This is a genomic window from Pseudomonas sp. D1HM, from assembly GCF_019266105.1.
In the GTDB taxonomy this organism is placed as follows: Bacteria; Pseudomonadota; Gammaproteobacteria; order Pseudomonadales; family Pseudomonadaceae; genus Aquipseudomonas; species Aquipseudomonas taetrolens.
In genome coordinates, this window is record NZ_LRMN01000002.1 from 258,515 (window position 1) to 271,800 (window position 13,286).

15 protein-coding genes are annotated in these 13,286 nt (G+C 59.0%); 5 read left to right on the plus strand and 10 right to left on the minus strand.

Annotated elements, in window-relative coordinates:
- Window positions 1-891 carry a 4-hydroxybenzoate octaprenyltransferase gene (ubiA, locus tag AWM69_RS02135; protein WP_218725666.1) on the minus strand — a complete coding sequence of 297 codons (891 nt, stop codon included), beginning with the start codon at window positions 889-891 and terminating at the stop codon, window positions 1-3.
- Window positions 891-1,454: a chorismate lyase gene (locus tag AWM69_RS02140; RefSeq protein ID WP_218725667.1), complete on the minus strand. Its 564-nt coding sequence runs from the start codon at window positions 1,452-1,454 to the stop codon at window positions 891-893. Before AWM69_RS02140 ends, ubiA begins: the two co-directional genes overlap by 1 nt.
- Before the next feature lie 201 nt (window positions 1,455-1,655).
- Between AWM69_RS02140 and AWM69_RS02145 the strand changes: the two genes are divergently transcribed.
- From AWM69_RS02145 to AWM69_RS02160, 4 genes are all read left to right on the plus strand, one after another.
- Window positions 1,656-1,823, plus strand: a complete 168-nt coding sequence (locus AWM69_RS02145; protein ID WP_003437744.1) for a rubredoxin — start codon at window positions 1,656-1,658, stop codon at window positions 1,821-1,823.
- A 38-nt stretch (window positions 1,824-1,861) separates the two neighbouring features.
- Window positions 1,862-3,010: an NAD(P)/FAD-dependent oxidoreductase gene (locus AWM69_RS02150; RefSeq protein ID WP_218725668.1), complete on the plus strand. Its 1,149-nt coding sequence runs from the start codon at window positions 1,862-1,864 to the stop codon at window positions 3,008-3,010.
- A gap of 190 nt (window positions 3,011-3,200) precedes the next feature.
- Window positions 3,201-3,476, plus strand: a complete 276-nt coding sequence (locus AWM69_RS02155) for an HU family DNA-binding protein (protein WP_016782719.1) — start codon at window positions 3,201-3,203, stop codon at window positions 3,474-3,476.
- A 207-nt stretch (window positions 3,477-3,683) separates the two neighbouring features.
- Window positions 3,684-4,064, plus strand: coding sequence for a helicase (locus AWM69_RS02160; RefSeq protein ID WP_218725669.1), 381 nt, complete (start codon window positions 3,684-3,686; stop codon window positions 4,062-4,064).
- Window positions 4,065-4,102: 38 nt separating this feature from the next.
- Here the strand turns inward: AWM69_RS02160 and AWM69_RS02165 are convergent, their stop codons facing one another.
- The 6 genes from AWM69_RS02165 to exbB all read right to left on the minus strand — a co-directional run bounded on the left by AWM69_RS02165 (window position 4,103) and on the right by exbB (window position 10,970).
- On the minus strand, window positions 4,103-5,512 hold the full coding sequence (locus AWM69_RS02165) for an aminoacyl-tRNA deacylase and HDOD domain-containing protein (protein WP_218725670.1): 1,410 nt from the start codon (window positions 5,510-5,512) through the stop codon (window positions 4,103-4,105).
- Window positions 5,513-5,581: 69 nt separating this feature from the next.
- Window positions 5,582-7,657: an ATP-dependent DNA helicase RecG gene (recG, locus tag AWM69_RS02170; RefSeq protein WP_218725671.1), complete on the minus strand. Its 2,076-nt coding sequence runs from the start codon at window positions 7,655-7,657 to the stop codon at window positions 5,582-5,584.
- An 8-nt stretch (window positions 7,658-7,665) separates the two neighbouring features.
- The gene (locus AWM69_RS02175; RefSeq protein ID WP_048381352.1) at window positions 7,666-8,586 is read right to left on the minus strand and encodes a hydrogen peroxide-inducible genes activator; all 921 of its coding nucleotides are present in this window, start codon (window positions 8,584-8,586) and stop codon (window positions 7,666-7,668) included.
- 231 nt (window positions 8,587-8,817) lie between these two features.
- Window positions 8,818-9,564: an energy transducer TonB gene (locus AWM69_RS02180; protein ID WP_048381353.1), complete on the minus strand. Its 747-nt coding sequence runs from the start codon at window positions 9,562-9,564 to the stop codon at window positions 8,818-8,820.
- On the minus strand, window positions 9,561-9,986 hold the full coding sequence (exbD, locus tag AWM69_RS02185; RefSeq protein ID WP_131654285.1) for a TonB system transport protein ExbD: 426 nt from the start codon (window positions 9,984-9,986) through the stop codon (window positions 9,561-9,563). The genes AWM69_RS02180 and exbD overlap by 4 nt, the downstream gene beginning before the upstream one ends.
- 6 nt (window positions 9,987-9,992) lie before the next feature.
- Complete coding sequence (exbB, locus tag AWM69_RS02190) at window positions 9,993-10,970, minus strand: tonB-system energizer ExbB (RefSeq protein ID WP_218725672.1); 978 nt, start codon at window positions 10,968-10,970, stop codon at window positions 9,993-9,995.
- Window positions 10,971-11,157: 187 nt separating this feature from the next.
- Between exbB and AWM69_RS02195 the strand changes: the two genes are divergently transcribed.
- Window positions 11,158-12,015 carry an SDR family oxidoreductase gene (locus tag AWM69_RS02195; protein WP_218725673.1) on the plus strand — a complete coding sequence of 286 codons (858 nt, stop codon included), beginning with the start codon at window positions 11,158-11,160 and terminating at the stop codon, window positions 12,013-12,015.
- A gap of 51 nt (window positions 12,016-12,066) precedes the next feature.
- On the opposite strand, the gene AWM69_RS02200 is transcribed toward AWM69_RS02195, so the two are convergent.
- Together AWM69_RS02200 and AWM69_RS02205 are read right to left on the minus strand one after the other, a co-directional pair.
- Window positions 12,067-12,810, minus strand: a complete 744-nt coding sequence (locus AWM69_RS02200) for a hypothetical protein (protein ID WP_131654282.1) — start codon at window positions 12,808-12,810, stop codon at window positions 12,067-12,069.
- 70 nt (window positions 12,811-12,880) lie between these two features.
- The gene (locus AWM69_RS02205; RefSeq protein ID WP_025130815.1) at window positions 12,881-13,261 is read right to left on the minus strand and encodes a RidA family protein; all 381 of its coding nucleotides are present in this window, start codon (window positions 13,259-13,261) and stop codon (window positions 12,881-12,883) included.
- Window positions 13,262-13,286: the final 25 nt, after the last annotated feature.

The following is a 13,286-nucleotide window of genomic DNA, read 5'->3' on the forward strand; positions in this document are numbered from 1 at the left end:
TCACGCCAGCGCGTAATTCAGCACGATCCCCACAAAGATCGCCAGCCCGGCCCAATGGTTGTGCAAGAAGGCTCTGAAGCAGCGCTGCGGATCGCGGTCGCGGGTGTACCAGAACTCCCACACGAAGCAGGCTGCGGCCGCCAGCAGGCCGAGGTGGAACCAGCCACCCAGCTCAAACTGTGCTCCGGCCAGCAGCAGGCAACCCAAGGCCAGGCCTTGCAGACTGAGAATGATGATGCGGTCGGCATCACCGAACAGAATGGCGGTGGATTTGACCCCGATTTTCAGGTCGTCGTCGCGGTCGGTCATGGCGTAGTACGTGTCGTAGCCCACGGTCCACAGCAGGTTGGCGATATACAGCAACCACGCTGCCGCTGGCAGGCTGCCGGTCTCGGCCGTGAAGGCCATGGGCATGCCCCATGAGAATGCGGCGCCCAGTACCACTTGCGGGTAGTAGGTATAGCGTTTCATGAACGGGTAACTCGCCGCCAACGCCAGCCCGCCGAACGACAGGGCGATGGTCGGGGCGTTGGTGCACAGCACCAGCAGGAAACTGATCCCCATCAGCAGTGCAAAAAACACCAGGGCCTCTTTGCTGCTGATTTTTCCACTGACCAGCGGGCGCTGGACCGTGCGTTTGACGTGACCATCGACTTTGCGATCGGCAAAGTCATTGATCACACAGCCACCGGCACGGGTCAGGATGACGCCGAATACAAAGATCAGCAGGTTGCTCAGCGAAGGCATGCCCTTTGCCGCAACCCACAGGGCCCACAGCGTCGGCCACAGCAGCAGATAAATGCCAATGGGCTTGTCCATGCGGGTCAGCTGAATAAAGTCCCAGGCACGCGGGTTCAGACGATTGAGTGATTTGAGCAAGCGCACGTACATCAGTTGTTCTCCGACCGGGCACTCAGGGCAGCCCACAGATTGGGTAAAAACACCTCGGCGACCAATACACTCAAGGCCCCGCGCTCAAAGCGCGAGCGGCGGCCCCACAACGCATCGGCCTGATCGGCGGCAGGCAACCATTGACGCGGGTAATGACACACCTGCAGGGCACCGCGCTTGAAGGCCTGGTCACAAAACAGCAGCTCGCCCAGCGAGCGGGTGCCTAGGGCATCCATATTCAGCCCACCCGCTTCCAGCGCACTTCTCGACGCCACGCTACGCGCAAACACCCACGGCAGCTGATGACCGCGCAAATGCACTTCGCGCACCCAGCCCTCACTGCCTTCGGGGAGGCCCAGAGCCGCGCATTCATCCTCACGCAAGGTCTGCCAGCCCTCGAAGAGCGGCAGAACACTAAAGGCACCTTCTGAAAGCGCAGTAAGACGACGGGTCAAGGAGCCTTGATCGAACAACCAGTCGAGGGTCTGTTCGTCAGGCGGCGCAGACAGTTGGCTCTGTTCAAGCCACTCGGGGGAGATCAGCGGAGACGTTATGTGCGGCACGGTGGGTCATAATTGGCAGCCATTGAGGTCGGCGAGCTTATCATGCTGGCTCTTAAATGAGCGCCCTGGCGCCTTTGGCAGTAAACGCACTTGCATCTGCCGGTACTCATCAGTACAAAACGCCCTGAAATTAACGAGCAACGCGGCTGTCCCCAATAAGTCTGTGACCTCGTCCAAGCCTGAACGTAAGGAAGTACCCCCATGAAGAAGTGGCAATGCATCGTATGTGGTCTGATTTATAACGAAGCCGACGGCTGGCCGGATGACGGCATCGCCCCCGGGACGCTCTGGCAGGATGTGCCTGAAGACTGGCTGTGCCCGGATTGCGGCGTGGGCAAAATGGATTTCGAGATGATCGAAATCAACTGATCGACCCTCTTTTGACCTGATTCACTCTGGAGATTGGAATGAACGCACCTGTCGTGATCGTTGGTACCGGGCTGGCGGGCTATAACCTGGCCCGCGAGTTTCGCAAGCTGGACAGCGAAACCCCGCTGCTGTTGATCACGGCTGATGACGGGCGCTCGTACTCCAAACCCATGCTGTCCACCGGCTTTGCCAAGAACAAGGACGCTGACGGCCTGAGCATGGCAATGCCGGGAGCCATGGCCGAGCAACTCAACGCGCAAGTGCGTACACATACGCGCATCAGCGGGATCGACCCGGGGCACAAGCAACTGTGGATCGGCGAAGAAACCGTCCCGTATCGCGATCTTGTTCTGGCCTGGGGCGCACAAACGGTGCAGGTCCCGGTAGAAGGCGATGCTCAGGACGCCATCTTTGCGATCAACGACCTGGAAGATTACGCCCGCTTCCGGGCAGCGGCCGCCGGCAAGCGCCGTGTGCTGATCCTGGGTGCCGGCCTGATCGGCTGCGAATTTGCCAATGACCTGATCGCCGGTGGGTATGAGGTCGATCTGGTCGCCCCGTGCGAGCAAGTGATGCCCACCCTGTTGCACCCCGCCGCCGCTGCAGCGGTTCAGGCAGGCCTTGAAAGCCTGGGTGCGCGCCTGCACCTGGGGCCGGTGTTGACCCGCCTGCAACGCACCGGCGATGGACTCCAGGCCCATGTGTCCGACGGCAGCATCATTGCCTGCGACGTAGTGGTGTCGGCCATCGGTTTACGTCCCCGGATCGACTTGGCAGCAGCTGCCGGCATCCAGGTCAATCGCGGCATTGAGGTAGATCGCCAACTCAAAACCTCCCACGCCAACATTTACGCGCTGGGCGACTGTGCCGAAGTCGAAGGCTTGAACCTGCTGTACGTGATGCCATTGATGAGCTGCGCCCGGGCGTTGGCACAAACGCTGGCGGGCAACCCGACGACCGTCAGCTACGGCCCGATGCCCATTACCGTTAAAACCCCGGTATGCCCGCTGGTGGTGTCACCCGTGCCGCGTGGTCATGAAGGCGTGTGGACTGTGGAAGGGCAAGGGGCTGACATTAAAGCCCTGTGCCGCACCACTGATGGCAAATTGCTTGGTTATGCCCTGACTGGCGAGGCTGTTCGCGAAAAACTGGCACTCAACAAAGAGCTGCCTGCACTTTTGGCGTAAATACTGCTCTTTTTGTCGTATACACCCTTGCCTTGCCTCAACAAAGCCCTCCCAGAGGCTGGCGCCGGCCTTGGCCGCGTGCCATTCTCACACCGGTCTGCCGCAGTTTAGAGCCTGCGGCGCCTTGGGCGCTGCTCCGCAGAGAGCAGCACGGACATAACAACAAAAAACCGTCTAAAGAGGCTTCATCATGCGTAAACCAGATCTCGCCGCCGCTATTGCTGAAAAGGCCGACCTCACCAAAGAACAAGCCAATCGCGTACTCAATGCAGTGCTTGAAGAAATCACCCAAGCTCTGCACCGTAAAGACAGCGTTACGCTGGTCGGCTTCGGCACCTTTATTCAGCGTCATCGCGGTGCCCGTACCGGCCAGAACCCGCAAACCGGCCAGCCGGTAACGATCAAAGCCAGCAACACCGTGGCCTTCAAACCGGGCAAATTCCTCAAAGACAGCGTCAACCCATAAGACCGTGAGCGGGCATTGCTCGCGATGGCCCTGAAGAATGGGCAAGCCGGCCTGCTGGCGGCCCATTCTTGATCAAGACCCGGCCGATCATGCGGCCATAAGTGGCAAAACACCCCCCATCTGCGCCTATACCAGTAGATATATGGCGTTCCTCGCTCAAATCGTTACACTGCGCCGGCCATTTATTATTCCTTCGAGGCCGCGTACATGAAATTTCGCTTTTTGCTCTGGATGCTGGGCTTTCTGATGGGCAGAGCCAGCCGTAAAAACCCTGCCTTTCAGCAACAACTGGCTGACAAGGATCTGGTATTCCAGCTGCAAACCCTCGATGGCAAAGTCGCCCGTCACTTCAAGGTCAACAACCTGCGCATCACCAGCCACTCGGGCGTCTACCCGGAACCGGCCTTTGCAATCGCGTTCAAGGATGCCGCTTATGGCTTTGAAACGCTGCAAGCCAAAAACAAGCAACTGGCGTTTATGACCGGGATTCAGGACAAATCGATTCAGATCAAAGGCAACCCGGCCCAGGTGATCTGGTTCCAGGGACTGACCAAATACCTCAAGCCGCGGAAAAAACCCCAGGCGTGATGATCAGGCCATGGGGTGCGGGCTTTTAAAAAGGGGCTTCACGCCTGATCGAACTGCGCCGTCAGCTCGCGCAGCAGCACCTCGGCCTCCAGCACTTTGCTGACCGCATCCTCTGCCTTTTCCCGCGTCAGGCCCAGGCGCTCAAACAAGGCGTCAGGCAGCGGCGTACACGGGCCATGCCCAATGCCTCGCTGGCGCAGCAGGTTCACCGCAATGCACACCAGATTCGGGTAATCCGCATGGCTGGCGGTGTAGCCCGGGTCGTGCTGAAAACGCAAGCTGGCGGCCAACTCCTCAGGCATCCCCCAATAGCGCATCAACCAGGCACCCATTTGTTCGCGGCAGATGCCCAGCAAGTGCTGTTCGACGATGAAGTGGGGGACGTGCGGATTGGCTTCAAGGTGGCGACAAATCAGTGAGAAGTGTGGCGGGAACACATACGCCAGGACCAAATAGCCAAAGTTGTGCAGCAGGCCAGCCAAATAGGCCAGGCCCGTTTCCGGACGGCGCTGCGGAGCAATGGCCCGGGTGAGCCCTTCAATGACCGCCGCCGTATAAATCGACTGCTGCCAATAGGGCGTACTGGACTGCGGGTTGTCCTGGGGCAAGTGCAGGGTTTTACCCAACGACAGGCTCAACGCGAGGTTGATCACCAGGTCGACCCCCAACACACGCACAATCGCGTCTTCAACCGAACGAATTTTGGTCGGCGCGGCGTAGTAAGACGAGGACGCCCAGCTGACAACTTGCGCCGCGAGCGCCGCGTCGGTTTCAACAACGCTTGCGATTTCATCCACGCAGACATTCGGATCGACCCGCAGGCGCATGATTTTGCGCACACTCTCGGCCAGCGGCGGTAACTCGATGGTGGCTTCCAGACGTTGCTGGATACGACGCGCCGTAAAGGCTTTCACCGCTTGAGTGATGGCCTCTGCGTCATGGTCCGGACAATCGAGGTCGAACGGCAGGGTGCTTACGGGCTCGGCAAAATGCCCGGCGCAGGCATCACCGAGCAGCCGTCTGAAATCTTCTTGAGCAATTTCCAGCAGCAGGCCTGGCTCGCCAGTGCTGATCAAGAGCAAAGGCTGCAGCAGCAAGTGCTCTTCGTACAGACAAGGGGAGCCAATCAATACCGGCACACCCGGCAGTTGCTTCAGATCGTGCTTGCCGAGTACGGCCTCAAGGCGATCACGGCTCACCGCGCTCATATGACGTCCGGTCACACTGGCCAGACGGGTGAGATCAAGCAAGTGGCCCTGCCCGAAGAGCACCAGCAGGATACCGCTGGCGTCATCTAGCAATACCGCCTGAACCTTGCTGGCAGGGCTCAGGCCCGGAAGGTCGATGACCTCACGGTAAGGAATTGCCCGCTCAGCGAGCAACATCCGGACAGCAGACGGCGCGTTCACAACGAGAGGAGTACTGACAACTTCAAGCGTGGCCTGCATTCGATTCCTGCAACTCCAATGGATAACTCCTGACTTGATCGGCCGCGTTTCCATTTACTGAATGATCTTTTACACCTGTCCGTATTGCTGACCATGGCGCAGCCAGCGATCCAGCAATGGGCTGACATGGGACGGCCAGCGCTCAATCAATGCCAGCGCAGCGTCGCGCACGGCCGGCAGCAGATCGGCATCGCGCATTAGGTCTGCCACTTTGAATTGCAGAAGACCGGTCTGCCGGGTCCCCAGCATTTCACCGGGGCCACGCAGCTCAAGGTCTTTTTCGGCGATCACGAATCCGTCGTTGGTTTCACGCATGATGCCCAGGCGCTGACGCCCGATTTGTGACAACGGCGGATGGTAGAGCAACACGCAATGACTGACGGCGCTGCCACGGCCCACACGGCCGCGCAACTGGTGCAACTGCGACAGGCCCAGACGTTCCGGGTTTTCGATGATCATCAAGCTGGCATTGGGCACATCGACACCCACCTCGATCACCGTTGTCGCTACCAGCAGCTGCAGCTCACCGGCCTTGAATTGCGCCATGACCGCAGCCTTTTCAGCAGCCTTCATACGGCCGTGAATCAACCCGACACGCAGTTCGCCCAAGGCGCTGGAGAGGTCTTCAAACGTGGTTTGCGCGGCCTGGCAGGTCATCTCTTCGGATTCTTCTATCAGGGTGCAGACCCAATAAGCCTGCCGCCCCTCGGCACAGGCCGCACGCACCCGCTCAATCACTTCGATACGCCGTGTGTCGACCACCAGCACAGTGTTGACCGGTGTCCGGCCCGGCGGAAGCTCGTCGAGAATCGAGGTGTCGAGATCGGCATAAGCGCTCATGGCGAGCGTGCGCGGGATGGGGGTCGCGGTCATGATCAGTTGATGCGGGCACATCACGCCACCCACCCCTTTGTTACGCAGGGCCAGGCGCTGCTGCACACCGAAACGGTGCTGTTCGTCGATGATGACCAATGCCAGATTCTTGAACTGGACATGCTCCTGGAACAGCGCATGGGTGCCTACGACCATAGGCGTGCCGTTGGCAATCTGCTCCATCGCAGCCAGACGCGCTTTGCCTTTAAGCTTGCCCGCCAGCCACGCCACCTCAAGCCCCAAGGGCTCAAGCCAGCGCTGGAAGTTGATGAAATGCTGCTCGGCAAGGATTTCAGTGGGCGCCATCAACGCCACCTGATAGCCCGCCTCGAGTGCCTGCAAAGCTGCCAGCGCCGCCACAACGGTCTTGCCCGCACCCACATCGCCCTGGATCAAACGCAGCATGGGCTCCGGTTGACTGAGGTCATAGGCCACTTCGTTACCGACTCGTACTTGCGCGCCTGTCGGCGGGAAACCCAGATTGGCCAGAAACTGTGCCGGCAGCTTTTGGGCTTGGGGCAAGGCAGGCGCCCGCAATGAACGCAGGCTCTCGCGCAAGCGCTGCTGCGAAAGCTGGTGAGTCAGCAGCTCTTCAAAGGCCAGGCGATGCTGTGCCCAGTGATGGCCCAGGGCAAGCTCCTCAACATCGGCATCGGCTGGCGGCTGATGCAGATAACGGATGGCTTCATCCAGCGGGGCCAACTGATAGTCATTGGCAAGCTCCGGCGGCAGCCAGTCCGGCAGGCTGCGCGGGCCAAGCATGGCCAGACTCTGCTGGCTGAGCTGGCGCAGGCGCTGCTGCGTAAGGCCTTCGGTGGTCGGATAAATCGGCGTCAGCGTGGTGTCCACGGGCGGCGGTTCATCGCCGGTAATGGCGCGATATTCGGGGTGGTAGATCTCCAGCCCCGAAGCACCGGGACGCGCCTCGCCATAGCAGCGCACTTCGGTGCCCCGCTTGAGGCTTTCTTTTTGTGCATTGCTGAAATGATAGAAGCGCAGGCTCAGGCCGCCGGTGCCATCATTGATGCGCACCAGCAAGCTGCGGCGCTTGCCCATCACCACATCGGCCCCTATGACCCGGCCTTCGACCACGGCATCCTGGCCCGGGCGCAAAGCACCAATCGGAACCACACGAGTTCGATCCTGATAGCGCAAGGGCAAATGAAACAGGACGTCCTGAACGTTTTCCAGCCCCACTTTGGCCAATTTTTCGGCCATGGCTTCGCCCACGCCTTTGAGCGCGGTGACCGACACATTCGACAACTCGGTCATCGGCAGGCTTACTTCTCGGCCGGCGGCTTGGCCACCGAGCACAGACGGATCGAATCCGCGAGAATTTCAATGGCTTTAGGTCGTGGAAAGCTCGCGCGCCAGGCAATCGCAACCGTACGGAAGGGGACTGGCGGGGTCAACGGACGCACGGCCAGAATGCCGGGCGAGTAATGATGACTGTCGACTGCCGACAGCGGCAGGATCGAGATCCCCAAACCAGACGCAACCATGTGGCGAATGGTTTCCAGCGAACTGGATTCGACCGTGGTGTGCTTGGCCCCATCGCTGCCTTTGGCCAGCGTCGGACAGGCTTCAAGCACCTGATCGCGGAAGCAGTGACCTTCGCCCAGCAACAGCAGGCTTTTGTCATTGAGCAAACTGGCGTCGATGGTGGTTTTTTTCGTCCACGGATGCTCGCTTGGCATCAGTACGTAGAACGGTTCGTCGTAGAGCGGCAAGGTCAGCACGTCCGCTTCCTGGAACGGCAGCGCGATGATGATCGCATCCAGTTCACCGTTACGCAGCTTGTCGCGCAGTACGTGGGTGAAGTTTTCTTCGATGTACAACGGCATTTGCGGGGCAACCCGATGCAGCTGCGGAATCAGATGCGGGAACAGGTACGGACCTACGGTGTAGATCGCGCCGACCTTGAGTGGCGCCGTCAGCTGATTCTTGCCGGCCTGGGCCAGTTCGCGGATACCTTGAGCTTGCTCCAGAACCTTTTGCGCCTGGGCAACGATGCCTTCACCCACAGGGGTCACTCGCACAGCGCTTTTGCTGCGCTCGAAAATCAGCACACCGAGTTCGTCTTCCAGCTTTTTGACACCGACCGACAGCGTCGGCTGGCTGACATGGCAACGTTCAGCCGCATGGCCGAAGTGTTGTTCTTGGGCAAGAGTAACGATGTAGCGTAATTCTGTGAGAGTCATAGCGGACGTCCATGAGGTTGCGGGCCAAAGCATAGCGGCTGCAATCGATAGACGCACGTTATCAGACATTGCCCACGGAGCTACAGTCGCCAATCAATGTCCGTCAGGAAAAATATCCACGGGCAAGAGCGGCAGGAGAGCAAGGCACAGGCCTGGAGGGGAGGAAGCCCTGGCGGGTCACCCGCCCATACCGTGAATATTCACCGTAGGGGCGGGCGGACCCGTAAGGGGTTATCGCCGACGTTTATCGATGGAATAAACGAAGGGAGCGACAATTTCGATGCTGCCATTGGTCAGCATATCTGCCGGAGGCTTGGGCAATGGCTGTGCCCGGCGAATCATTTCCAGGGTAGCCCGGTCCAGATCAGCGTTACCCGAGCGTCCAACCAGCTCGTAGGACAGCACCTTGCCTTCGGCATCAACAACGAAGCGCAGTCGGTTCAAACCTTCCTTGCCGCGCGACTGAGCAGCCGCAGGATACTTCTTGTACTTGCCCAAGTGGCTCAGCAATGCACCTTCCCAACTGGCTTTGGCAGCCAATTGCTGGGCCGATGGACCTGGAGCCGGAGCCGCTGACTTGACGCTTGGCGTTTTGGTCGGCGTGGCATCGCTTGGCTTCTCTTCTGAAGGCTTTTCCTTGACCGGTTCCGGTTTTTTCTCAGGCTTGGGCGGTTGAGGCTTTTGCTTGGGCTTGACCGGTTTGGGTACAGAAATCTTCGGTTTTGGCGCTTCGGCCAGCTTGGGTATCGGCAACTCTTCCACAGGCGTCGGCGGTTGTGGCGGGGTCACCACTTTCGGCGGAGCAGGCGGCGGAGGTGCCGGCAGCGGTGCCAGATCGATCATCATCGCCTGAGGCGGAAGTTCGATCGCACGAGGGGTGGACCATTGCAGGGCAAGAATCACGGCCACTGCATGGATACCCAACACCGCGGCCAAGCTGACTCCGTAACGCGTCATCTTTGAGCGCGTCATGGTCATTTCTTGGCTGCCGTCTCAAGTCCGACCAGACCCACCTTCAGGTAACCGGCTGCGCGCAATGCATCCATCACGCTCATCAAGTCACCGTAATCCACGCCTTTGTCGGCCTGGAAGAAGATCGTCGTGTCTTTGTTGTTTTTAGTCCTGGCATCCAGGGTCGGGCCCAACGCTTCAACACTGACCGCCTCTTCACCCAAGAACAGGCGCTGATCAGCCTTGACGCTGAGGAACACCGGCTTCTCGGGCCGCGGAGCAGGCTTGGCGGTCGAAGCGGGCAGGTCAACCTTGATATCCACGGTCGCCAACGGTGCTGCCACCATGAAGATGATCAGCAGCACCAGCATCACGTCAATAAAAGGGGTGACGTTGATTTCATGGTTCTCGGCGAGATCGTCATCGCCTTCTTTTAAATGCAGGCCCATGGCCGATTACCCCACTTTCACCATGTGCGGTTGCGAGCTGCGCTCGGGCGGCAGGTGATCAAGATCACGGCTTACCAGCAGCAGTACTTCAGCCGATGCATCAGCGACCTGGGCCTTGTAACCGGTGATAGAGCGGGCAAATACGTTGTAAATCACAACAGCAGGGATCGCAGCGACCAGACCCAATGCCGTGGCCAGCAGGGCTTCGGCGATACCGGGAGCGACCACAGCCAGGTTGGTGGTTTGCGTTTTGGCGATACCGATGAAGCTGTTCATGATGCCCCATACGGTACCGAACAGACCGACAAACGGTGCTGTCGAGCCGATGGTGGCAAGCACGCCAGTGCCGCTGCTCATGTTGCGGCCACAGGCAGCCACAAGACGCTCCAGACGGAAGCTGACACGCTCCTTGATACCTTCTTTTTCGCGGCTATTGGCCGACAGACGCATTTCTTCAAGCGCATCCTGAACCAGCAAATAGGCGAGCGTGCCTTTTTTGGCTGCCGTCTCGCTGGCCTCCTTAAGGGTGCCGGCTTTTTTCAGGTTGCTGATTTCAACACGCAGACGACGCTTGGCGCCCAGGACTTCAAAGCCTTTGGCAATCCAGATGGTCCAGGTGATGATCGAAGCGATCGCCAGACCAATCATCACAAGTTTCACGATGATGTCGGCGTTTTGGTACATGCCCCAAGGCGAAAGGTCATGGGCCATGCCCAGGCTGTTGGCTTCTTCGGCAATGATGTGCGGTTCTTCACCTGCCGGGGCTACAGCCTCTTCAGACGAGGTAGGATCAATCGCGGCAGGCGCCGGTGATGCAGGGGCTGCAGCCACAGTGGCAGGCTGTGCAGCCGGTGTTGCAGGCTCGTCGGCAAAGGACGCGGCAGGTGCCAGCAGCAGGCTGAACATCAGCGCGGCAACCCCACGCCAGACGCGTTTTGGGCTAAAAAGCTGGGTTGGCGAAGCGGTGGGATGATTGCATGTCATGCTAGCCGGACCTGAAGATAGTAAAGGGTTTTGCCCTACAGCGCGGTGTAAGACCCAAAGCAAACGATGCGTTATTATTGCAAGTAATTCTTGTTAACAAAAGCAATAGCATCTGTTTTTTTCAAATGTCACGACCTTGGTAGCAACTATTTATGCTGCTTTGTAACTTTTGATTAGGAATTTCGAGATGCCAAAAACCTCCGTTCTGATCGTCGGATGCGGCGATGTAGGAAGCCGCCTGGCCACTCAGCTACTCGACAATGACTGGTTAGTGTATGGCCTGCGCCGTTCTGTCGATCGTCTGCCCGATGGCGTTATCGGAGTCGCCGGCGATCTGTTCGATGCGTCATGCCCGGCGCAATGGCCAAAAGGCCAGATCGACTATCTGGTGTACAGCACTGCGGCTACCACTCACGACGAAGCCGGTTATCAAGCGGCTTATGTCGAAGGGCTCAAGCACACCCTTGGCTGGCTGGAGAAAAATGGCCAGCGGCCAAAACGCTTGTTGTTCGTGTCCAGCAGCGGCGTTTATGGCCAAAAAGATGGGGAATGGATCGATGAAACATCCCCGGCTGAAGCCACGAGCTACTCGGGGCGAATCATGCGACAGGCCGAACAAGTCGCACTGGACAGCGGCATCCCGGCCAGTGTGGTGCGCCTGACCGGAATCTACGGGCCAGGACGTGAGTGGATGCTGAGCCAGGTTCGTGAAGGCTATCGTGTTGCCGTTGATCCCCCGCTGTATGGCAACCGGATCCATGCCGATGACGCCGGCGGGCTTCTGGCTTTCCTGCTGAACGCCGACCGACACGGTAAAACCCTGGAAGATTGCTATATCGGCGTCGATGACGCCCCCGCCCCCTTGGCGCAGGTCGTGGACTGGTTACGTGAGCAACTGGGCGTGACGGAATGGGCAGCCGAAGCCAGCGTCAGACGGGCGGGCAGCAAGCGTTGCAGCAACGCCCGCGCCAGGGCGCTGGGCTGGGAACCGCGCTACCCGAGCTATCGCGAGGGATATGGGGAAATTCTGGCAACGAAGGCATAACGGCTTCATGTCACCGCTGCCGCAGACGGCGGCAGCGGCTACAACTCTGCGTCAGGGCTGCTTTTTCAGCACCCACTCCCGCTTGCCCGGGTAAAACTGTGGCATTTCGTCAGGCTGGGCAGCGTCAAGCGCCTGGAAGATTTCCAGCTGGGGGCCGTTGCGCACAAAAATATGCGCAGCACCTGCATCGCCCTGCTGCAACCAAAGGCTGTCGTACTCACCGCTCATCGATGCACAGTCGCCTGCCAGACACAGGGCGTAAATACTGCTGCCTGGCAGACCCTTGATCTGGCCATCAGGCAAGAAAGTCACTTGGCCGCCTTGCCCCTGGCCACTGACAATATGCCACTGGCCACCCAAATAAGCTGACTTGAGCGCCGCCTCAAAACTGGAGCCCAGCGGAGCATCACTTGCCACGCTGACAGGCGAGCGAACGAACGATTGTTGGGGGTCAGACTCGGCAGCGGCTTGTATCAGTTGCTCGCCAGCAAGGCTCAAGTCCGTGGCCGAACTGCCATAGAAGCTGACCTGCCAAACGCCCTTGTTTTCAGGCATCAACTTGCCTTCTACTCGCTCAAAACCATTGGTGTAGTTGGCTTGAGCCCTTTTGGCGTCGATGTCCCATTCCAGGTTAGGACCATTGGCCAGCAAGGCCTCACGCAGGTTCCCGCCTTTGGCAGCTGCGTCGATTGCGGCCTGGTTGATCCAGACACCACTGATATCGCGGTGGGCGGGTTCGCTGGCACAGCCACCCAAAACAAGAGTGAGCAGTGACATGACTAGCGCTTTGCGCATAGCGGAATCCTTTTAGAACGGGGGACAAGCGAGGAGGTTGGCGCAGCATGAAGATGCTGCGCCGAGGGCATTACTCAATTACCAGAATGGCGTCCATCTCGACCTGCGAACCCTTTGGCAGGGCAGCAACGCCAATGGCGGCGCGAGCCGGGTAAGGCTGTTCGAAGTACTTGCCCATGATCTCGTTGACCTTGGCGAAGTGGCTCAGGTCAGTCAGGAAGATGTTCAGCTTGACGATGTCCTTGAACGAACCGCCCGCAGCTTCAGCAACCGACTTCAGGTTTTCAAACACCTGGACAGTCTGGGCTTCAAACCCTTCAACCAGCTCCATGGTTTTTGGGTCAAGCGGGATCTGGCCGGACATGTAGACAGTATTGCCAGCCTTGATCGCCTGGGAATAAGTGCCGATAGCGGCAGGTGCCTTGTCGCTGGTGATAACGGTCTTGGTCATGAATGACTCCTTGTAATGGCCGGGC